The 21,039-nt window shown below is 66.7% G+C and carries 21 protein-coding genes and 2 pseudogenes; 12 read left to right on the forward strand and 11 right to left on the reverse strand.

The features are described 5' to 3' along the window. The first annotated feature begins 6 nt into the window (after positions 1-6). Positions 7-915, forward strand: a complete 909-nt coding sequence (locus ACYVN4_RS37790; RefSeq protein ID WP_460727745.1) for a helix-turn-helix domain-containing protein — start codon at positions 7-9, stop codon at positions 913-915. Positions 916-1,059: 144 nt separating this feature from the next. Continuing rightward, complete coding sequence (locus tag ACYVN4_RS37795; protein WP_460727747.1) at positions 1,060-1,290, forward strand: hypothetical protein; 231 nt, start codon at positions 1,060-1,062, stop codon at positions 1,288-1,290. Between the two features lie 25 nt (positions 1,291-1,315). On the opposite strand, the gene crcB (ACYVN4_RS37800) is transcribed toward ACYVN4_RS37795, so the two are convergent. The 4 genes from crcB (ACYVN4_RS37800) to ACYVN4_RS37815 all read right to left on the reverse strand — a co-directional run bounded on the left by crcB (ACYVN4_RS37800) (position 1,316) and on the right by ACYVN4_RS37815 (position 4,605). After that, positions 1,316-1,678 (reverse strand): fluoride efflux transporter CrcB, encoded by a 363-nt coding sequence (crcB, locus tag ACYVN4_RS37800; RefSeq protein ID WP_460727749.1) that lies wholly within the window; start codon positions 1,676-1,678, stop codon positions 1,316-1,318. Beyond that, the gene (gene crcB, locus ACYVN4_RS37805; RefSeq protein WP_460727750.1) at positions 1,675-2,193 is read right to left on the reverse strand and encodes a fluoride efflux transporter CrcB; all 519 of its coding nucleotides are present in this window, start codon (positions 2,191-2,193) and stop codon (positions 1,675-1,677) included. The genes crcB (ACYVN4_RS37800) and crcB (ACYVN4_RS37805) overlap by 4 nt, the downstream gene beginning before the upstream one ends. Positions 2,194-2,492: 299 nt before the next feature. Then, a complete protein-coding gene (locus tag ACYVN4_RS37810) occupies positions 2,493-3,665 on the reverse strand; it encodes an FAD-dependent oxidoreductase (RefSeq protein ID WP_460727752.1) in 1,173 nt (390 codons plus the stop codon). A 112-nt stretch (positions 3,666-3,777) separates the two neighbouring features. Continuing rightward, positions 3,778-4,605 carry a helix-turn-helix transcriptional regulator gene (locus ACYVN4_RS37815; protein WP_460727754.1) on the reverse strand — a complete coding sequence of 276 codons (828 nt, stop codon included), beginning with the start codon at positions 4,603-4,605 and terminating at the stop codon, positions 3,778-3,780. Positions 4,606-4,689: 84 nt separating this feature from the next. On the opposite strand from ACYVN4_RS37815, the gene ACYVN4_RS37820 reads away from it, so the two are divergent. Continuing rightward, on the forward strand, positions 4,690-5,442 hold the full coding sequence (locus tag ACYVN4_RS37820; protein ID WP_460727756.1) for an SDR family oxidoreductase: 753 nt from the start codon (positions 4,690-4,692) through the stop codon (positions 5,440-5,442). Between the two features lie 3 nt (positions 5,443-5,445). Here the strand turns inward: ACYVN4_RS37820 and ACYVN4_RS37825 are convergent, their stop codons facing one another. Then, positions 5,446-5,829 carry a hypothetical protein gene (locus ACYVN4_RS37825; protein WP_460727758.1) on the reverse strand — a complete coding sequence of 128 codons (384 nt, stop codon included), beginning with the start codon at positions 5,827-5,829 and terminating at the stop codon, positions 5,446-5,448. 226 nt (positions 5,830-6,055) lie between these two features. Here ACYVN4_RS37825 and ACYVN4_RS37830 point away from each other — a divergent pair, with 226 nt between their 5' ends. Continuing rightward, the gene (locus tag ACYVN4_RS37830) at positions 6,056-6,475 is read left to right on the forward strand and encodes an SRPBCC family protein (protein WP_460727760.1); all 420 of its coding nucleotides are present in this window, start codon (positions 6,056-6,058) and stop codon (positions 6,473-6,475) included. Here ACYVN4_RS37830 and ACYVN4_RS37835 read toward each other — a convergent pair. Further along, positions 6,466-7,011, reverse strand: coding sequence for an NUDIX domain-containing protein (locus ACYVN4_RS37835; protein ID WP_460727762.1), 546 nt, complete (start codon positions 7,009-7,011; stop codon positions 6,466-6,468). The genes ACYVN4_RS37830 and ACYVN4_RS37835 overlap by 10 nt on opposite strands. A 76-nt stretch (positions 7,012-7,087) precedes the next feature. On the opposite strand from ACYVN4_RS37835, the gene ACYVN4_RS37840 reads away from it, so the two are divergent. Then, a complete protein-coding gene (locus ACYVN4_RS37840; protein WP_460727763.1) occupies positions 7,088-7,345 on the forward strand; it encodes a hypothetical protein in 258 nt (85 codons plus the stop codon). Between the two features lie 83 nt (positions 7,346-7,428). Here the strand turns inward: ACYVN4_RS37840 and ACYVN4_RS37845 are convergent, their stop codons facing one another. From ACYVN4_RS37845 to ACYVN4_RS37855, 3 genes are all read right to left on the reverse strand, one after another. After that, positions 7,429-7,914, reverse strand: a complete 486-nt coding sequence (locus ACYVN4_RS37845) for a DUF2231 domain-containing protein (protein WP_460727765.1) — start codon at positions 7,912-7,914, stop codon at positions 7,429-7,431. Positions 7,915-8,012: 98 nt separating this feature from the next. Further along, positions 8,013-8,567, reverse strand: a complete 555-nt coding sequence (locus ACYVN4_RS37850; RefSeq protein ID WP_460727766.1) for an NADAR family protein — start codon at positions 8,565-8,567, stop codon at positions 8,013-8,015. Between the two features lie 107 nt (positions 8,568-8,674). Further along, on the reverse strand, positions 8,675-9,859 hold the full coding sequence (locus ACYVN4_RS37855) for a DUF1444 domain-containing protein (RefSeq protein WP_460727768.1): 1,185 nt from the start codon (positions 9,857-9,859) through the stop codon (positions 8,675-8,677). Between the two features lie 165 nt (positions 9,860-10,024). Between ACYVN4_RS37855 and ACYVN4_RS37860 the strand changes: the two genes are divergently transcribed. After that, positions 10,025-11,284 (forward strand): FAD-binding oxidoreductase, encoded by a 1,260-nt coding sequence (locus ACYVN4_RS37860; RefSeq protein WP_460727770.1) that lies wholly within the window; start codon positions 10,025-10,027, stop codon positions 11,282-11,284. Positions 11,285-11,433: 149 nt separating this feature from the next. After that, the gene (locus ACYVN4_RS37865; RefSeq protein ID WP_460727772.1) at positions 11,434-12,240 is read left to right on the forward strand and encodes an SDR family NAD(P)-dependent oxidoreductase; all 807 of its coding nucleotides are present in this window, start codon (positions 11,434-11,436) and stop codon (positions 12,238-12,240) included. 154 nt (positions 12,241-12,394) lie between these two features. Here the strand turns inward: ACYVN4_RS37865 and ACYVN4_RS37870 are convergent, their stop codons facing one another. Then, the gene (locus tag ACYVN4_RS37870) at positions 12,395-13,828 is read right to left on the reverse strand and encodes a DHA2 family efflux MFS transporter permease subunit (RefSeq protein WP_460727774.1); all 1,434 of its coding nucleotides are present in this window, start codon (positions 13,826-13,828) and stop codon (positions 12,395-12,397) included. Next, complete coding sequence (locus ACYVN4_RS37875; RefSeq protein ID WP_460727776.1) at positions 13,828-14,361, reverse strand: PadR family transcriptional regulator; 534 nt, start codon at positions 14,359-14,361, stop codon at positions 13,828-13,830. The genes ACYVN4_RS37870 and ACYVN4_RS37875 overlap by 1 nt, the downstream gene beginning before the upstream one ends. Before the next feature lie 234 nt (positions 14,362-14,595). Between ACYVN4_RS37875 and cas7g the strand changes: the two genes are divergently transcribed. The 5 genes and pseudogenes from cas7g to ACYVN4_RS37900 all read left to right on the forward strand — a co-directional run bounded on the left by cas7g (position 14,596) and on the right by ACYVN4_RS37900 (position 21,032). Further along, complete coding sequence (gene cas7g / locus ACYVN4_RS37880) at positions 14,596-15,792, forward strand: type I-G CRISPR-associated RAMP protein Csb1/Cas7g (protein ID WP_460727778.1); 1,197 nt, start codon at positions 14,596-14,598, stop codon at positions 15,790-15,792. A 38-nt stretch (positions 15,793-15,830) separates the two neighbouring features. Next, positions 15,831-16,313 (forward strand): annotated as a pseudogene (gene csb2, locus ACYVN4_RS37885) (type I-G CRISPR-associated protein Csb2); the annotation flags it as partial. Positions 16,314-16,480: 167 nt separating this feature from the next. Then, positions 16,481-17,359: pseudogene (csb2, locus tag ACYVN4_RS37890) on the forward strand (type I-G CRISPR-associated protein Csb2); the annotation flags it as partial. Beyond that, entirely contained in the window at positions 17,356-19,998 is a 2,643-nt protein-coding gene (gene cas3g / locus ACYVN4_RS37895; protein WP_460727780.1) for a type I-G CRISPR-associated helicase/endonuclease Cas3g, read from the forward strand. The pseudogene csb2 (ACYVN4_RS37890) and the gene cas3g, both read left to right, overlap by 4 nt. Continuing rightward, positions 19,995-21,032, forward strand: a complete 1,038-nt coding sequence (locus tag ACYVN4_RS37900; RefSeq protein WP_460727782.1) for a hypothetical protein — start codon at positions 19,995-19,997, stop codon at positions 21,030-21,032. The genes cas3g and ACYVN4_RS37900 overlap by 4 nt, the downstream gene beginning before the upstream one ends. Positions 21,033-21,039 lie beyond the last annotated feature (7 nt).

Consider the following 21,039-nt stretch of genomic DNA (forward strand, 5'->3'; position numbering starts at 1 on the left):
ATCGAGTTGCCTGAATCCACCACCGCCCCAGTAGCTTCCGAACCGGGCACGGCGACCGAACCGGCTTCCGCCGCCTCGCCGCCGACCCATCGGGTGGTGCAGGCCATCGAATTGCTGTCGCGGCACACCGGGGAACGGCTGTCACTGGCCCGCATCGTGCGCGCCACCGGCATGTCCCGCGCCACCGCGCACGCCGTGCTCACCCAGCTCACCGCCGACGGCTGGACCGTGCGCGACGGCGACGGAAACTACAGCCTCGGACTGGGTTTGCTGACCGTGGCGCGTCGCGCCGACACCGCGTTCCCGCTGCGCCGGCTGGCCCTCGACGCCCTGCACGGCCTCGCCGACGATCAGCGCGTGCCGGTCTTCCTGGCCGAACGCGAGACCGACGCCATCGTCATCACCGAGGTCATCGGCACCCCGTCGGTGCCCTGGATCCGCCCGGCCCGCCGCATGCCCTTCGCCCCGCCGGTCTGCCGCGAATTCATCGCCTGGGCACCGCAATCCGAACGCGCCACCTGGCTCGCGGGCGCCGACCCCTTGCACCGCCCCCGCCTGACCGCCGTCCTGGACGCCATCGCCGCCCGGGGCTACTCCGTGGAACGCCTCGCCGACGAATCAGCGCCGATGCTCGAGGCTTTGGCGACGCTGCGCCACTCCCCCGTCACCGATCCGCTGCGACATCGCTTGTCCGCCATGATCGCCGACCTCATCACCATCGACTACCTGCCCGACGAGCTGACCGATCACAATGCCGTGGTGTCGGTGGCCGCGCCCATCTTCGCGACGGACGGGTCGGTCATCGCCTCCATCGTCACGTGTCCCGACACCAATCTGTCGGCATCTCGCCTGGGTGAGCTGTCCGCGGCCACCATCGGTGCCGCGAAGGCCGTCACCACCACGCTGCGCTCCTGAGGTTCGCACCGCAGCCGTGCGGATTTCGTCAAAATCATCCCATCTCAAGATGATTCGCTTTACCTGCGCTATACGTTCGCCTTACTTTCACCTGGAAGCAACAGCTAGCGGCCACGTCGCAGTGGCCGGAACAGGAGAAGTTCGGTGAACGGGAAGATTCTCGATGGCGTGGCCGTGGCCGCGGTCGTGGTCACCTTCTTCACAGTCGCGATGGTCCACTCCGGCGTCGCGAACCTGCTGGTGGCCTTCGTCGGGGCCCTCGCCCTCGGCTACTACAACGTCTACGTCCGCCACAATCCGACGCTGGTCGACGCCACCCGAGGCGCGGAACGCCCCCTCGATCACTCGACCACGCTGCGCCCCGCCTGGCGCTGATCTCGAACCGCCGCAGCGTTTTCCGTCAGCCGAGCAGGGCCTGGGCGGTGGTGTAGGCGAGCAGGGTCGCACCCAGTCCCGCGATGACGCTGACCACGATATTGAGTCCGGCGTAGAGGTAGGCACGCTGTTCGGCCAGGCGGATGGTCTCGTAGCTGAAGGTCGAATACGTGGTCAGCGCGCCACAGAAACCGGTGCCCAGCACCAACATCCACGGGGAGGACAGCGCCGCGCCGGAGATCGCGCCCAGCACCAGGCAGCCGGTCAGATTGACCGTGAAAGTGCCCCAGGGGAACACGCTGTCGTGCCGGGTCTGCACGGCACGGTCGGTGAGGTAGCGCAGCGGGGCGCCGATCATCGCGCCGAGGGTCACGAACAGCAGCGTCATGCGGTGGCCTCCGAGTCGGTGCGGCGGGTGGCCCGGTAGGCCCAGCGGGTCAGGGCGATCGCGAGCAGGGTGGCCAGCAGGGCGCACACCAGGGTGACACCGAAGTAGGCGAAGGCGGTGGCCACGGTGTCGGGGCGCAACAGGGCGCGGGTGTCGTTGGCGTAGGTGGAGAAGGTGGTGAAGCCGCCCAGAATGCCGACCCCGAGGAACGGGCGCACCAAGGGATGGGCGACCCAGATCTCGGTGACGGCGACCATGAGAACACCGATCAGGAAGCAGCCGATCACATTGGTCACGAAGGTCGCCCACGGGAGTCCACCCGCGGGCGTCGGCCACAGTTGCGCGAGCCCGTAGCGAGACAGCGCGCCCACCGCGCCACCCACGGAGATCACCGCGAGGATCGCGCCGTGCGAACGGGACAGCTCCCGGCGCTGCTCGGGCTGATGAATATCGATATCGGGGTCGACGGGCGCCCCGACCTCGGGGTTCCCGGACGTGGTCAGCTCACTGGTCACAGACGTCTCCTACTCAATACCGTCGCAACGGGTTACTGGGTAGGGACTGTTGGTGGTGGCGCCACGGTTGTTCCGAATTCGATCCGGAGCGGCGAGCCCCACCGCCGCAACTCGGCCAGTTTAATCGGTACCGACACCCCCCGTCATTCCGGCATGCTTTTTGGCCGGAATCCACACGAACGGTGACAGCACCTCGAGGTGTGGATCCCGGCCAAAAGCATGCCGGGATGACGAAGGTCGAGCCGAGTGCCGATGCGGCGCTAACTCGGTGCAGGGTCAGCGACCAACGCCGTGCGGGGTCAGCGGTTCGCGAGCTCCGAGAGCTGGTAGGCCAGGGTGCGGCGGAAGGCCGGGATGCGGGACACGGTGCTGATGACCAGGTTGCGGATCATGCGGGCGGGCAGCGGGCGCAGGGTGGCCATGCGGGTGACGCGGTCGGTGAACTTCACCACGCCGAGAGCGACTGGGCGGCGGGTGGTTTCGTACTCGTCGAGGGTGGCGGCGGGTGCGCCCGCGACGACGGCGGCCAGCAGGCTGCCGAGCAGCGCGGCGTCCTGGATGCCGGTGTTCATGCCCTGACCGCCGGCGGGGCTGTGCACGTGGGCGGCGTCGCCCGCAAGCAGAATGCGCCCGGCGCGGTAGTGGTCGGCGACCCGGTGGTGCACCCGGAAGCGCGAGCTCCAGATGATCTCCTCGACCTTGACGTGCGCACCCGGTCGGCGAGCGTCGACCAGCGCCTGCACGTAGGCCAGGTCCTGGTGTTCGGGGGCGTCCGCGACGGTGGCGACGATGCGGTAGCGGTTGGGCTGCGGGTCGGGCAGCGGCGCGACCACGGTGACGCCCTCGGGCGAAAGGTGCAGCGACACCTCGTCACGCGGGTCCGGCCAGGTCATGCGGACGTCGGCGAGGACGAAGGATTCGGGGTAGGTGGAGCCGGTGAAGCCGATGCCCGCGGCCTCGCGGGCCACGCTGTGCATGCCGTCCGCGCCGATGAGCCAGTCCGCGCGAATCGAATTCGCGGCGCCGTCGGCGTCGGTGTAGTCGACGGTGACGCCGTCGGCGTCCTGGGTGACGGCGGTGACCTCGGTGTGCCGGTACACCTGTCCGCCCGCCTTCTCGAGGCGCGCCAACAAGATCGATTCGGTAGATTCCTGGCCGATCATCACGGTGTAGGGGTACTTGGTGGGCAGTCCGGCGAAGGAGATGTGGGCCAGTGCGCGGTCGCCGTCGTGCATCACGAAGTTGGGCACCACGATTCCGTGCTCGAGCAGCTGCTCGGTGACGCCGAAGCCTTCGAGCACCTCGAGGGTCCGGGCGTGCACGACCACCGCACGGGAGGTGTTCGCGCCCTCGGCCAGCTTGTCGAGCAGCACCACGTTCACACCCGCGTCGGCGAGGGCGATGCCCGCGGTCATTCCGGCGGGACCGGCACCCACGATGACAACCGAGGCGGTAGCGGGGACGGTGTTCATGACGACTCCTGAGATCCTGCCAACATTTGTTGGCCAACGTCTGTTGAAATAGACGATACGACCCGGTCGCAGCCATGTCAACACATGTTGGCCAACAACTGTTGGCAGTGTTTCAGCGGTCGGCGACCCCGGCCAGCGACTGGAACACGCTCGCGGTGCGGGTATTGGGCGTCGCGCAGTAGACGATCACCCGCTGATCGGTATCGGAGACGTGCAGCACCTGGCAGTGGAAGTCCAGCGGCCCGAAGTCCGGATGCCGCACCCGCTTTCGATGCGTCCGCCGCACCTGCACATCGTGCGCGGCCCACATCTCCGCGAAACGCGGAGCGGTGCCCAGCATTTCGGTCACCAGCGCCGACAACTCCGGATGCCCCGGATACCGCGCGCACGCCGCCCGCAGATCCGCCACCACGGCCCGCGCGAAGTCCCGGGTATCGGCATCCGCCCACTGCGGATGATCGGCCGCCTCCCGAAACATCCACCGCACCATGTTCCGCTCGCTCCCAGGCACCCCGTCGAGATCACCGAGAAACGGCCCCGCCGCCCGATTCCAGGCCAGCACCTCATAGGTCGCGTCCACCACATACGCGGGCGCGGCGAGACTATCGAGAATCACCTGAATAGGCTGCGCCACACTCCGATTCGGCCCGGCAGTCGACGGCGGCTGCTCCCCCGCCACCCGAAACATGTACTCCCGCTCATCGACCGTAAGCATCAACGCCCGAGCCAAGGCCGAAAGCACCTGCCGCGAAGGCTTCGCCCCCCGCGCCTGCTCCATCCGGATGTAGTAGTCGACCGAGATGCCCGCCAACTGCGCCACCTCCTGCCGCCGCAACCCCGGCGCCCGCCGGTTGAAGCCCTCGGGCATGCCGACATCACCGGGCGTCAGCCGATTACGCCGAGCCTTCAGAAAGGCCGCTAATTCGCTCCTGTCAGCCATGGCTCAAGTGTGGGCCGATGTCCCGGATTTGGGGGGTACAAGTTGTGCCTCCCGCGGAAACCGTGGTGGCGGGATGCTTTTCACATGAGCAGAAAAGCATTTATCACCGGGGCCAACAAAGGCATCGGGTATGAGACCGCACGTCAGTTGGCCGCTCGGGGGATGACCGTTTTGGTCGGGGCCCGGGATGCCGGACTTGGGCAGGCTGCCGTTGACAAGCTGCGCGCCGATGGCGCGGACGCCCACTTTGTCCAGATCGATGTCAGCGACGAGGAATCCGTCAATGCGGCTGCGGCACGCATCGAAGCCGAGTTCGGTGGGCTGGATGTTCTTGTCAACAATGCCGCTATCACCGGCGGGATGGAGGGGGATGGGAAGGCGTCCTCGGGGACGCTCGGCACCTTGCGGCGGGTGTACGAGACCAATGTGTTCGGGCTGTTCGCCGTCACCAATGCGTTGCTGCCGCTGCTGCGGCGTTCGGAGTCGGCGCGAATTGTCAACGTGTCCAGCGAGGTCGGCTCGCTGACGCTGCGCACGGATCCGAACAATCCGATGTCGCAGATGGTTTCGGCGATTCCCTACACCTCCTCGAAGACGGCCGTGAGCATGGTGACGGTCCTCTACGCGATGGAGTTGCGGGACACCGCGATCAAGGTGAACGCCGCCAATCCGGGTTATACCGCGACAGATCTCAACGGCAACAGCGGATTCCGCACCGTCGAGCAGGGCGCGGAGCCCAGCGTCCACCTGGCGACGCTGGGCGAGGACGGGCCGACGGGCACGTTCTACGGCTACTTGTGGGGTGGCGAGCAGGAGTACGGCCAGATCCCCTGGTGAGGGTCAGTAGAGCGACGGCGGATCGCCGCGGTGCCACATGTCGCCGCCGTCGCGCTGACAACGGGGTAGCCACCATTCGTGGAGTTCCCGGCAGTGGTGGGTGAACCACCAGTCACCGTCGTCCTGGGGCTGGCGCTGGCCCTGCCCGTCGTTCTGGCCTTGCCCGGGCCATTGGTTCTGGCCCTGGCCCGGCCACTGGTTCTGGCCTTGCCCCGGCCACTGGCCTTGATCCTGCCCCGGGTCCTGGCCTTGATCCTGGTCTCCGCCATGGTGATCGGCGAGGACGATCGGGGTGGGCGGGGCGGCCTGGGCCGCGGTGAGTCCCGTCGCGAACGGGACGGTGATCAGGGCCGCCGCGACGAGCGCGGGCCCGAGTCTTGCGATCATACGGTTCACTCTTCGTATCGCATTGTGCACCAATACGATCCATGATCGATTCCCCCGGCCCTTCCGATGCGTGGACCGCGACGCCTATTGAACGCCGTTCGCGTCACGAGACAAGGGCATTCCGGTAGATCTTCAGGTTTTCAACACATTCAACTGTCCATCCTCCTGGACAGTCCCCTTGCTAGGGTGCGCGCAGACGCATCGGATCGCATCGGGAGACAAGATCATGTGGGAGTACGAGCACAGCGCCGAGACCACCGTGGCCCGGGAGGCGCTGTGGCGCAGCTGGTCCGACCCGAACCGCTGGCCGGAATGGAATCCCGGCATCGAAACCTTCGAGCTGGACGGGCCTTTCGAGCCGGGCACCACCTTCCGCATGACCTCGCCGGAGGGTGACACGGTGGAGCTGCGCTTCGTCGAGATCGTCGACGGTGAGCTGTGGAGCGACGTCTTCCTGGGTGAAGGCCTCGAGGTACTCACCCAGCACCGCCTGGTGCCGCTGCCTTCTGGCGCAACCCGCGTCGTCTACCGCACCGAGATCACCGGCCCGGCCGCCGACACCCTCGGCCCCGAGATCGGCCCGCAGATCACCGCCGACTTCCCCGAGGTGGTGGCGGGCCTCATCGAGCACGCCGGTCAGGACTGACCCAGCTCACCCCGACTTTCCCGCAGGAGCAACAGCGAATACGCGGCAACGGTCTGCGCGTCGGCGATCACGCCCGCGCAGATCATGTCCTCGACCTCCGCGCGCGTGAACCAGGCCGATTCCATGTCCGCCTCCGAGGGTTCCCGCTCGTGCGCTCCGGCCGTGAGCTCGGTGGCCAGCACGACATACCCGTAGTGGGTGCTGGTCGCCGGTGCGGGCGCGACCTTGCCCAGCAGCGTCAGACGCTCGGCCCGCAGCCCGGTCTCCTCGCGTAATTCCTGCCGCGCCACCGCGATCGGATCGAATTCCGGCCCCGCCACCGAACCGCCCGGAAACTCCCAGCACCGCCGCCGCAGCGGATACCGGTACTGCTCCACCAGCTGCAACCGCTCCCCGTCCCAGGGAATCACGATAGCGAAACACGCCTTCTCGATGAACGCGTAGACGGCCTCCGCCCCGTCCGCCTGCCGAACCCGGTCCTCGCGCACCGTGATCCACCGATTCGAGTAGACCTCGCGACTGTCAAGCGTCTCCATCCCCCGATCCTCCCGCACCCCGCCGCCGCGGGGCCGCAAGCCCAACCGCGACGCCACCACCGGTTCCCTGGCGCTGATGTCGGCGACCGGCGAGGTCGGCCACGTGCTGGCCGCCAAGACCAAGGACATCAAGCTGCAGGGCAAGAACACCGCCCAGCTCGCCGACCAGGTGCTGCCCGCACTGACCGCCGCCATGAGCCTGCTGACCCAGCAGAGCCCCGCCGAGGCGGGCAACTTCCGCAGCACCGTGCTGATCGCCGTCACCACCCCCGACCCGACCCCCGCCACCGAGGAGATGGTCCGCAAGATCAACGCCGCCCTCGACGCCGCGTGACCCAGCGCCACAACAAGATCAGGGAGCTGTCATCGAGGAATTCGCCCGAATTCCCCGCGGTGACAGCTCCCTGATCTTGTTTGCTACTTCGCGTGGGTGATGGGAGGCCGGGCGGCGACGCCGTTCCAGGAGGACTGCGCGCCGGATTCGCCGATGCGGTAGACCTGTACGGTCGCGGCGGCGCTCGCCGCGATGGTGAGGACGGCGAGCCCGCCGACCAGCAGGCGGGACAGGGAGCGGCCGTTGGACTCGCGGTAGTGGACGAACGCCAGCAGCCCCGCGACGACGAGCAGCGGCAGCGCGAAGAAGATCATGGTGTCGCCGAGGTGAGTGTGGTTGTGCAGCTCCGCCGTTCGCGGCACCCGCTTCTCCAGCCACTCCCCCGCGTCGGTCGTGATCGGCGTCATGACCACGACCACCACGGCCAGCGCGAGCACCAGCCACACCAGTCGGCGCCGGGCGGGCGCCCACACCGCGCACAGCACCGCCAGCACCGCGGTCAACGGCACCAGCACCACGATCAGATGAACCAGCAGAACATGGGCGGGCAGCCCAGAGACGACCGACATCGGCACCTTCTCTCGAACGAACGTCAGCGCCCAACCTTCCACACAATCACTGTGAACACGCTGAGCAGTCCGCCCGAACCCGCTGGGACCTACGCCGATCAGAGGTGGCGGGCGGGAGCCAAGGCGGTACGGGCGTCCATGAGGGCGAAGCCGAGCAGGTTGTCGCCGCGCCACTGAGCAGGCTCGGCGGCGGCGGGGTTCTCCGCGCCCAGGCCGATACCCCAGATGGTGTCGCGCGGTGCGGCTTCGACGAGGACCTTGTCCGCGGTGGCGAGCAGGAAGTCGCGCAGGATGTCGTGCTGGCCGAATTTGGCGATGGAGCCGCGCAGCACGATGTCGAACCGGTGGGCTTCCCAGGTGTCCTGATCGAACCCGGAGATGGCGCGGCCCAGCCTTTTCGCGTCGGCGGGGGTCTCGCTGGCGAGGATGCGGCTACGCATGGGCTCGTCACCGAACAGCCGCGCCTTCTCGGCCATCATGAAATGCTCGGCGCTGCCATAGCTTTGACCGTCGACGGTGAATTCGACCGGCCACCACTGGCTGAGCACCCACTTCCCCACCTCGTGCCCCGGGGTCCGGGTGTGCCCCCAGAAGAACAGAAATTCCGGTCTAGCCCCGTCCGCCATCTCAGCTGTCAGCTGCGCCCTGTCCACGCCGCGACCCTAGCGGACCTGGATGACACGGTCGTCCGCTTATCCCGCCACGCCGCCCAACGCGCCGCGAAACACCGCCACCCCGGCCGAACTTCGCACCCCGGAGGTCAGCGGGCCAGGGCACGCAGGCGGGTCATGATTTCGGCGGGGGGATGAGCGTCGACGAGGTAGCGGGGCGGGTCGTAGCCGTCGGCGGGGTCGAGGGCGACCAGGCTGGCGACGTCGTCCCAGGCGACTCGGAAGACCTCGGCGTCGCGGGCTACGAAGCAGATGTGATCGGCCTTCGGGAGGAGGTTGGGGAGGCCGTCGGGCCAGGAGGTCATGGTGGTTTCGGTGCCGTCGGGTTCGTGCAGGTGCAGCAGTTCGGCGATACCTGCCGCATTGTTGCGGTGCGCTCGTAGTCGCTCGGTCTGCGCGCGATAGGCGCTGACCGCGAGGGTGATTGCGGCATGGCGGACGGCAGCGAAGGCGGGGTGCTCGGGTCCGACCGGCAGTGGGATCAGTTCGCCCTCGTCGTCGATGGTGTACGGCACGGTGGACAGCGGGCGCGGCGCGATGTCGAGCCGTTCCTGGGCCAGCTCCTGCAGGCGCAGCAGGGTTTCGGGTGTCGCGCCGAGCGCGACGAACATGCCCACGTGCGCGGGGAGGAAAAGCAGTGGCCGCGTACCGGTTCGCGCCTGCACCCCGGCCAGCCAGCCCGCGACCAGCGGTAGCGAACCGACATAGCTCTCGCCGCCCTCGTCCGCGAATTCGAAGACCCGCACCCCCGGATCCGGTTCGAAGGTGGCCAGCGCGTTCATCGCGGGCTCGGTGAGGTTGGTGTGCGCGACCGTGTAGACCTCGTCGGCGTCCACGCCCCAGCGCGAAAGATCCTGCTCGGTAACGAATTGCACGGTGGTCGGCAGGTCGATGACCACCAGTTCCGATAGAAACGGCAGCCGGGGCCGGGCCAGCACCGGATTGCGCCCGTCCCGCGTCGCGCCGTAGCCCGCGCGGCGCAGCACCGGCCGCAGCTTGGGCGCCACCCCGTCCCAGTCCGGCGGTGCCTGCGGCGGCAGGATCAGCGTGTCGACCGCATCGAACAGCGCCGCGGTGATTCGTCCGTCGAAACGGCGATACAGGGTGTCCAGTTCGATTTTCGCGGCATATCCGTTCTTCAGCCGATACGCGATCTCGTACGCCTGAGTGTCGAACTGCGCGGACTCGACGGCGTCGTACGCCAGCACCCGCTCCAACACCTTCTTGCCGAACCGATTTCGCCCCGAACCGAACATTCCGCCCAGGAAACCCATGGCGCGATGTTACGCGCGGATGGTGACCGGCGCCCTGGCAAACACCCAGGGAACCCGTGTGCCACAACCGAAAACGCGCTGTTCACACCCTGTCTCCGCGGTGCTCATTGAGACGCCTGTCCAACTACGAGCACAATGCGCGTGACTATGGTTAGCTGTAGCGCCATGAGCACGCCCGTCTCCACCCACCCCGACGAATATCTGCCCCGCGACACCGCGGATGTGGTTCGGACCGTTCGGGATTCGCGACGTTCCACGAAACCGCTGATCATCCGGGGTGGGGAACGGCCGGACGAGGACCTCGGGCTGCCCGATCACGGCACCGTGCTGAGCCTGCGCAAGATGAACCGGGTGCAGGTGGTGGACGCCGATGCCAGAACGGTGCGGGTGCAGGCCGGGGCCCGGCTCTCGGACATCGATCGCACCCTCGGCGCACACGGACTGGGGCTGCCGATCGTCGGCGACCATCGGGACATCACGGCGGGCGGATTCGCGGCGGTGGGCGGGCTGTCGGCGGCCTCGCATCGCTTCGGCATGTTCAGCGACAATGTGGCCGAGCTCGAATACGTCGATCAGGACGGCCGTTTCGGCACCTGCGGGCGCACCCACCACTCCGAGCGGTTCCGTCGCATCCTGGGCGGCGGCGGGCGCACCGGGATCATCACGGCGCTCACCCTCGAGGTGACCGATGTGGACAAGGACCGCACCTGGCTCACCACCGACGCGCACCGCTTCCTGGACTTCGACACCTGGGTGGAGCACTCCTTCCGGGAGATCCAGTCGCCGGGCGATTCCATGCTGCAGGTGGGCCGTTGGATCGACACCCAGCCGCTGAAGATGGCGCGGCCGGTCGGCACCGGCACCGTGCAGCTCGGTACCGTGCGCTTCGGCCAGTGGTCGAGCCTGCACCCCACCACCCCCAACCTGTCGCTGCGCGCCCGGCGTGAGGTCGGTGCGCGGGCCCGAAAGTCGCTGGGCGCCATCGCCGCGTCGGCGGGCGGCCGCGCCGGTATGCCGGTGCGTAATGCCGCGGCCGGTGCGCTGATGTTCGCTCCGAAGGTGCTGACGCTGCGCGATGCGGAGTATCTGGCCGACACCGTCATCTCCTCCTCGGAGCGCGGACCGGCCTACCGCGTCTCGGTTTTCGCGCCCATGTCGAGCTACGCGCGGGTCTTCCACCGCCTGCACGACCTGTTCGCCGGGCACCGCGAGAAGACCGGCTGCTTCACCGTCATGTCGGCCATGACCTATGGCGTGCGCTCCCGCTACCTGCGCGAACTCGACAATGAGGACCACGCCTTCATCACCTTCACCTGCCGGTTGCGCCCGGCCGCGCTGCCCTCGGAACTGTTGCGGGACATCGTCTCCGGAATCGACGATATCTGTGTCTCCGAACGCGCCCGCCGTTATGACCCGACCGAATAGAATGTGTTCCGCCACACCGCCAGCAATCGGTTAGCAGCCACTCCTTCGGGATTCGGCTGAACAGCACAGCGGGGTGGCGGTATCGGCGCTGTCGGCGGGGCGCCGGTGCATGGTTCATGCTCAATCCTCAGATGAAGGTTGCCTGTCCCATGATCGAATTCCGTGCTGCCCGCCGCCCCCGCTCCGCCGGTTCGCTCGCGGGCGAACTACCCATCGACGGCAAACGCATTGTCGTCACCGACGCCACCTCCGATATCGGCCGAGAGACCGCACGATTACTCGGGTTTCACGGTGCCGAGGTAATCCTGGTGGCGCGCAACGGCTCTCAACTGGTCGACGAGTGCGCCACCATCATCCAGGCCGGCGGCCAAGCCCACTGGTTCCGCTGTGACACCTCGGCACTGGGCGATGTGGACCATCTCGTGGAGTGGCTGCTCACCGAGTTCGACACCGTCGACGTGCTGGTCAACAACACCGGCCGCCCCACCCGCCGCCCGGTCCTGCAATCGCTGGACCGCTTCCGCGACTACCAGCGCATGATGGCCGCCTATTACTTCGGGCCGCTGCGGCTGACGCTCGGCCTGCTGCCCGCCATGCTCGCGGGCGGCTCCGGCCACGTCGTGAACGTCGGCCCCTGGAGCCCCGAAACCGGTGCGGCCCCGAACTTCTCCTCCTACGCCAGCGCCCAGGCGGCCTGGACCACCTTCGGCCAGTGCGCCGACGCCGAACTCTCCCCGCGCGGCATCCACGTCACCTCGGTCCAATACCCGGCCCCCGCCATCACCACCCACGGCCCGGATTCGACCGCCCAGGACCCCGCCGAAGCTGCCCGCTGGATCGAAACCGCCATCCGCACCCGGCAACCCCAGCTGCAACCGCGCTTCCCCCGCGCCCTGCTCGGCCTGGCCTCCATGTCGCCGCGCACCACCCGCCTGAAGCACGCCCTGGGCATCTGAACGCCCTCAACCCCCAGTCCCGCACCACCCATATGAGGGGAGGGCGGGCCGCCGGGAGGACGTAGCCGACGGCCCGCCTTTCGAAACCCTTTCCCCCACAGCTCTATTCCCGCGCGCGCATCACCGCAGCTCAACGGTCCACAAGTGCCGCGGCTCAGCGGTCGACGAGCGCCGAGTTCCGGGCGGCCGGTAGCGCGAGCGCCGCCACCGCGGCCGCCGCGGCCAGCCCCATGAGCACCAGCGCGGCACGATGCAGCGCCTCGACGGATCCGTGGTGAACGGCAACCGTTGCGTACCAACTGGCCAACGCTCCAACGCCGAACGACGCGGCAACGCGCTGCACGATGCTGAACAGCGTATTCGCGTCGGCCAGCCGATCGGACCGCACCGATTCCAGCATCACACCGAGCAGCGGTGTGATCACCAGCCCGATAGCCGCAGCGCGCAGCGCGAGCAGACCCGCCGTCACCACGATCGGAGTACCGGCATCGATGGCGAGCAACGCCACACTCGCCCCTGCCAGCACCGCGAATCCACCGATCACCGTGGTACGCACCGAGATCCGGGTCAACAGCCGAGGCCCGAGAGCAGTGGCCAACCCGGTGACAATCCCCTGCGGCAACAACGTCACCCCCGCCGCGAAGGCCGAATGCCCTTGCACGGTCTGCAGGAAGACCGGCAGCAGAAACACGGCTGCGAAGGTAATGACCGAGGCCAACGCACACAACACCAACGCCAGCCGCGAGGTCCGCTGCCGGGCGAGCCCCAGATCCAACGCCGGATGCTCATGGCGCGCAGCCCATCCGGCATAGGCCACGAGCAGCGCCAGACCACTCACCAGAGGACCCCATGTGGCCGCAGCGGCCCACCCCGCCCCTCCCGCCCGCCCGATCCCGAACAGCGACAACGTCAACCCGCCGGCCAACAGCCCCATCCCGACCGGATCAAAACGGACACCGCCCACTCCGCCCGGTGCCATCCGCTCCGGAATCCACCGCGCCGCCAAAACCGCCAACACCCCAACTGGAACATTGATCAGGAAAATCGCCCGCCACCCCGCCCCCGCAATCAACGCCCCACCCAAACTCGGCCCCAACGCAGGCCCCAGAAACAACAGCACCCCGGCAACCGGCGACATCACCCGCGCAGCACCGCCGTCACCGCCGCCACGCCCGTCACCGCCACCGCGACTATCACCGCCACCGAGCAGCATGCTCATGGCCAGGGGGACCAGGGGCGCGCCCGAAAGCCCCTGGCACACACGTGCTCCCACCAGTACGTCCGCTGTGGGGGCGAGGGCGCAGGCCAGCGAGGCGAGCGTGAATGCGGCCAGGGCGGTCCGGTAGACCGGTAGCGTTCCGAATCGGCGGGCCAGGTAGGAGACGGCGGAAAGGCCGGTTCCCATGGCGAGGAGGTAGCCGCTGACCGTCCAGCTGACCGCGCTCAATTCGGCGTGCAGGCCGTGGGCGATGGGCGTTACCGCCACGTTCACGATGCTCGAATCCAGCATGGAGAGTAGCGGTCCGGCCAGTAGTGCGTACTGGACGACCGGGCCGAGGCGGGTCGGCCGTTCGGACGCGAGGTCCATCATTCCCCCTGCGGCGTCACCGGTGCCGTCGCGGCGAGTGCGCCTAGTGCACCCAACCATTCGATTTCGCGCTCGCAGCGATCGATCAGCTCGCCGGTGATCTGCGGTCCCCAGAGTTCGTGGCCGGTCCGGGCGCTCAGCGCGCGCAGCCGATCCAGCCGGGCCCGGACTGCACCCTCCCGGGCGTCCAGGACACGGGTGCGTTCCTCGGGGGTCAGCATCGCGAATTGCGCTACCCGGGCGAGGAATTCGGTTTCGTCCCCGGCCTGCCCCGGCGTCAGCTCGGTGAGCATGTCCTGTAGCAGCTCACGCCCGACGGCGGTCAGCGTGTACACGTGCCGGGCCGGTCGGCCCTGCTGTTCTTCGGCGGTCTTGTCGACGGCCCCGGCTTCCTCGAAACGCCGCAGCGCCGGGTACAGCGCATTGTTGTTCAGGGTCACGCCGGTGTTCTCCTCGACGTGTTTGCGCAGCTCATAGCCGTGAGCAGGGGCACGCATCAGATGCCTGAGGATCAGGACTTCCACATAGGACATGTAGTCCAGCGTAACCTAGGTTCAACTGGACTTGCAGCCCCAAAAAGAAGCGCCCCAACCGAAACCGGATAGGGCGCTTGAGTCCTTACGCCAGCGCTCTGACGAGCCTCATGTCAACGCATTTCCGGGCCGAGGTGGTACTCGAAACTACTTGTCGGTGGCAGTCAGTATGGTGACGCATCTAACGCTGAATGAAGTACCGAAAGTGTTACTAGTTGCACTAGAGGAGATTTCGTGACAAAGCTGGCCCTTCCCGATCTGCTCGAAGCGTGTTCGCCTGGCGGGGCGTCGGTCCTCACATCGGTGACAGAGTTGGCACCGGCAGGCGGTGCTCATGCCGCAGTGGCACCGGCGAAGTTCGTAGTGGGGACGAACGCCGTATTTGCTTATGAGACAAGATATATCGACAATGAGCCGCTTGTGGCCGTGGTCATCGACTCCAAAACATCACAGCTCAATCGGGTCGAGCAGCCGCTCTCAATCGCGGTGGCGGACGGTCACCCGGTTCTGAGCCGCGTGCCTCGGATCTGCGTCTCCTATGGCGACGATAGTTATACAGATGTCGAGCTGCCCCACCGCTGCTATGACGGACATATCCGGGCAGGTTCTGTTGATGGCAATCCGGTGACCGAACACGAAGCGTACCGAGCAGCACGGGATGCTTCGCCGAGCAATGCGCGGGCACTACTCGAAATGAGCCCGGTGAGTCTTGTTCTCGGAGCATGGGATTCGTCGCGGCGCACTCATCAGGGGCGCTACCGCAGCGCACTGGTTGGCGAGATTATCGGGGTGCTGGCGGATCAAGGGCCTGAGGCGAAGGTACCTCCGCTGCGTGGCGGCGCGCGTGTCGATCCGGTGGCAATGAGTGTGCAGCTGTCGGGTTCCAACATGGAGAAGCTCGTGCAGGCTCAGGAGCCCGAGCTCAGCCTCAAGAACATCAAGGGCATCCGCGAGGACATCAAGAAATCCAAGACCAAGCCACTGTCGGCATCGCCGCTGGGACTCGGCGGCATCCCACCGACGCTTAACGCGCTGGGCGCGGTTGCGTGCCGACGGATCACTCGAACACACGTGCTGAGTTTCAGTGCGTTGCGCCAGTTGCGGTTCGGTGCCAGCGGGGACGGGAATGCCGCATGCCGGGCGTTGCTGGCAGCGCTGGCCTTGAACGGGCTCGCACGTTCGGACGCCGAGTTGAGCCTTCGCGCAAACTGCGATCTCGTTGAGCTGGGTCCGGCAACGGTGCTGTTGGACCAGCGGTATGGCAAGAGTGTGGAGTTGGAGCCGCTCACGGTTACCGAAGCCGATGCGCTGCTGGAGTCCGCGATCGAGCAGGCCGCCGAGACGGCTGGGATTCGTTGGGAAGGGCAAGTTTTCGAAGTCGTCGGCAATCCGGTGGTATTGCGGGGTGCGGTCGAGGAGTCGGAAGAGTGACTGGACGGTTCGGCATTCGCGCTCGATTCCCATTGGGTGTGTATATCGGGCATCGGTCCGACGGGACCCAGGACCCTTTTCCCGATCCCGCCCGGCTGCATGCCGCTTTGATGAACGCAGCCGGGCAAGGCTCGACCGCGACGGTCGACGGAGAGCAGATGCGGCCCAGCGACGCCGCGGCGGTGGCGTTGGCCTGGCTGGAGGACAATCCGCCCACGGGCATCAGGTTCCCGCAGATGACACCAGTAGCACCGCGACCGGTGATCGCATATCGCGCCGAAGGTGTCGTACGTAAGGAGGGGGGTCGTTGGGTCGACAAGAAGACGCAGCGGGCTTTCTCTGACGGGGTCGCGCTCGGCGGCGAATTTGGGTGGTCCTGGGATGGTGTGGACGTACCGGCGATAGTCGCGACGACGCTGGCGGATCTGGCCGCTGACGTCTCTTGCTTGGGAGAGGCAACCAGTCCGGTTGTCTTGGAGATCGGCGAGGTGGAACCCACCGAACTGCTGCGACACGACCTGAGTCCATATCAGGCCGGCGGACGCCGAGTGCGGACAGCAGCGACGGGTCGCAGTGACGCACTGACCCGCGCACACGATGCGGCACGACCCACCAAAAACCGAGCCAGGCCAGCGACCGCCACACGAGTACCGACAGTCCCGCACCGGCCCCGGTTCCGCTCAAGGGACTCACCGAACTCCGTTACGCGCCACGGGTTGTCGTGCCACCGGCCGCCCCATGGCGGCATGTCTTGCTGGTCGAGGCGCAACGCGATCAGGAGCAGTGCGGCCGCACCGTGGCACCCGAGGATCGCCTGATGTGGTGCGTCGCACTGCATCGGGCACTTATCGCCCGGATCGGATTCGGCGCTCCGCCACTGATCACTGGTAAGTACGAGAAGGGCATTCGGCCTCCAGTGAACCGGATGGCGATCCAGCTACTCGATCCGTCCGCAACCGCCGCGCATGGATTGGAAGGTCTGGCCTTCTCATTGATGCTGCCTGATGATGCTGCGGTGCAAGACCTTCTGTCGCTCGGTGGTGCACTGCGCGATCTGAAGGAGATTAGATCCGCACACGGCAGGATGCTGTTGTCGTCCTCTGGCCGAACTGTCGAAGCCACCTCGTTCTGGCCAGCTCCGCCACCGGGGTACCGGCGGCTGTGGCGAACCCACCCGGCAGTGATGCCGGAGACACGGCGGCAACGGCGCGGTGAGCGGCCGTGGTCGCTTGTGGATGCGGCGCTGCTGTCGACCGGGTTTGTATGGCGCAGCGAGTTCACGGACGTGGACGCGCGAGACTATCGTGGGCTCGTAAAGGCGGTCGAATCGCGTGGCGTCCAGGTCTTCTCACCGACTCTCGTGACACGCAACACGGCGAAGTACGCGCACAAAATGCCCGAAGGCGTTGCCGTCCAGCCTTACCGGACAACTCTCGACCTCGGCGCACTAGTCGGTGACCGGACGATGGTCGCGATCGGGCAGACCCGCCATCTCGGCGGCGGGTTACTGGTCCCGCTGGACATCCCGACCGATGCGGCCGAGTTGATGTTCGAGGCGACGCGATGACCCTGCAGTTCAGCGACTTCGAGGACTTCTTCGCTCACGCCCACGACGGAAAGAAGCCCTTCGCATGGCAAACCCGCCTGGCAGAGCAGTTGTGCCAAACCGGACGCTGGCCAGATCGAATTGCAGCCCCCACAGGTGCAGGAAAGTCCAGCGTCGTCGACATTCATTTGTTCGCCAACGCGCTGCATGCCGCAGGTGGCGGGGCACGGGTGCCACGACGGCTATCGGTAGTTGTGAACCGTCGTGGCCTGGTTGACCAGCACGCGATCCATGCCCGCAGGCTCTCAACCCAGCTCAGCACCGCTGAGGTGGGCACGCTCGACGCTCAGATCGCGGAGGCGCTGCGGTCCCTGCGCACTGCAGACGAGATTGACGACGCCGCACCATTCGAACTTGCCATGCTGCGCGGTGGGATCCCAACCGACCGCCGGTGGCTGGACGACGCTGGGTGCTGCACAATCCTCTGCGCCACCCCAGATATGTGGGGCAGCCGGTTGTTGATGCGCGGCTATGGATCGTCCCGATACGCCCGGCCCCGCGAGGCCGGACTGCTCGCCTACGACTCGGTACTAGTCATCGACGAGGCTCATCTCAACCGACAACTGCTGCTCACCGCCCGACGCGTCGGGCACCTGGCTGCACCGATCGCAGGCGGCATCGGCGTAACAGCGTTGCAAACAGTCGAAACCACCGCGACCCCAGCAGAGCCCAGCATCGATCCAAATACCGCAGGTATCCGCGACAGCGATCTAGAGGACGAACCGACTCTGGCGCAACGTCTCTGCATACCCAAACCGGTCAGATGGCACAGTGCCGAGAGTTGGAGCGGCCGTGCACCGAACACCCGGTACCTGGACGAACTTGCCGCGCTAGTCCAAACTCATCACTGCACCTTCGGCCGAGGCGCTCCAGATGGCCGGACAGTCGGCTGCGTCGTCAACCGGGTCGACACTGCAGTCAAGCTCGCCGCACAGCTGCGAAAGGAAGGTCTGCGAGTCGAGGTGAAGGTCGGTCGTATGCGACCCTACGACCTTGAAAAGCTGCTCTCGGACAAGCCGGGGCTGCTCACCTCGACTGGTGACGACAACACGGACGTTCTGATTGCCACCCAAACCGTCGAGGTCGGCGTCGACATCGACTTGGCCGCGATGGTCACCGAACTTGCGCCCGGCTCAGCACTCAGCCAGCGAGCCGGCCGGGTAAACCGCGCTGGCAAGTCCGAGCACACCGAGATCGTCGTCGTCGGCCCGACCGACCCCGAGGATTTCGCCGACTTTCCGCCCTACACCGCTGACGAACTGACGGCCGCCTACCACTGGATTCAGACTCGGGCGGATGACCCCAATGGCCTTGCCCCAGAAGCGATCCGCAGGTATCCGGCACCTGGATCACGGCCCTCACGCACTCTCTGGCAACGCCTGGAGCCCTACGACGCTCAACTATTGGCCCGCACCAACGACGACCTGTTCGACCAGCCTGACCTCGAACTGTGGCTGCGCGACGACCTCGAACCCGAACGTGCCATGGCCGCGGTTGTAGTCCGCGCCGACTTGCCCGACGACGACACATTGGCACTCGCGCTGCTGAACGCCGTCCGACCGGTAGACCTCGAGGCGTTCCCCTGCACACTCACCGACGCGGCAGCTCTGATTGATCGTGTCCGCACGGATTCGAATCGACCGCGGGTGTTCGTGTGGCGCGAAGACCGATTCCTCGACGACCCCGACAGCAAACTCCGTCCCGGCGACGCAATCGTCATCGACGACTGCCATCTCGTGCACACCGAGGGAGTCATCGTCGATCCCCCGACCGACCGCGCCGATGCGGTGCCGGTCGAACGGCTGCCAGGTGTCCTCGCGATCGAGTACTCGGGCGACTCCCTCACCGAACTCGCCGGGTTGTCCGACGAGGAGATGCAACTCGCCTTCGAGGAAGGCGGCGGCACCGGGCAACTCATGCCCGGTCCCCTGGACCCGGCCTCGGCTCGTCCAGCTCTGTCGTGGATCGTCATCCGCGAACCCAAGCGAAGCCGCATCGACGAAGAGATCCAGCAGGAGTGGACCTCTAAAGGACCAGTCACTCTGGATGCGCACTCAAAAGCCGTCGCTACCCGCGCGGACCGCGTCGCCCGGCAGGTCGGACTAGCCGAACCTCTCCCCGAAGCCCTGCGCCTCGCTGGCCTCTACCACGACCTCGGCAAACAAGCAGACTGGTTCCAACGCCTGCTGGGCCGCCACACCGACGACCCGCCGCTGGCAAAAAGCCGCAGGCACACCGAATTCCAGGCCAAGCGCGCCCGTGCCATCACCAGCATGCCCACCGGCTGGCGTCACGAACAACAATCCGTAATCGACGCCGCCCATGCCCTCGACGCCATCGACAACGCCGATCTCGGCCTCCGCGATCTAGTGCTCCGCCTCGTCGGAACCAGCCACGGGCGCGGCCGACCCGGATTCCCGCACGCCGCATACGATCTCGCCCTCGGCAACACCGACCCATTGGCCCGCACCCTATTCGACACCGGCAAATGGGACAGTCTGATCGAACACACAAACACCGAATGGGGTGTCTGGGGCGCCTGCTACCTCGAAGCCCTGCTCCGCTCGGCCGACGCTCAATGCTCCCGGGAAGGATCATGATCACATTCCCTCTGGCCGGCCCGGATACCAGCGCACTCACCCACTTCGCGCTCTACGGCCTGGCCAACATCATCGAATCCGAAACCGGCCACCCAGTCCTCCTGAACTGGAACCCGAAAACCCGCACCGCCGAACTGAACACCGACGGCATCGACATCGCCCAAGCCGTCCACATTCACGCCACCCGCTGCGCATCTGAAACCTCCTGGTTGCGTGCACAACTCACCCCCAACGGCCCCGCTGCCTTCAGCCCCCGCATCAAGGCCCCCAGCACCGACGACGATTGGCGAGCCCTACAACATCTCCGCCACTCCTACCTCGACACCCTCCTCGACAAGGACCGCCCCCTCGACCTCGCTATGATCGGCAGCCTCGGCGAACCCGCCTACTGGCGTTTCGACCGAAAAGAACGCCGCCCCGACCACGGTGCCAGCCGATGGGAAATGAAGGCCCGCAACAAAGGCCAAGAATTCGTCACCCACCGCCTCCTCCCCATGGCCGAAGCCGTAGCCGCCCGAACCCCCGACACGATCCTCACCGGACTACTTGGCACCACTCTCACCGACGAACTCGGCGGCGGAAAACCAGATTCCCAAACCTCCACAGGGTTCACCCGCCCCGCCCCCACAGATTGCGCCTTAGCCTGGTGCTCCCTCTGGGGAATCTCTAATTTCCCTATTGCTCAACACATTTCACGTATCTCACGCACTCCATCCGCTTTCCCCGGACGCGTACTCCACCCCACAACGCTGGCGCTACCAATCATCACCGCCCCGATTACACCCGCGAGATTGCGAACCATCCTCATCTGCCAGCACCTCGACACTCTCGCCCAATCCTTCACCCGACAACCAGGTGCCACCTCACCTGACGCCACGTCAGCGGAGGCAGCCGGAAAATGGCTCCAGGCGCGGCAAATCAACGCAGTCATCCTGTTCCCCATTCAGAAAGTAGGCAGCGACAGCGCCCCCCAGCGCCTCATCCTGACAGGCCGAATCGAAACCCTCCCGCTTACGCTCGGGTCTGGGCAATGACCACCGC

It is taken from the genome of Nocardia heshunensis, assembly GCF_054782115.1.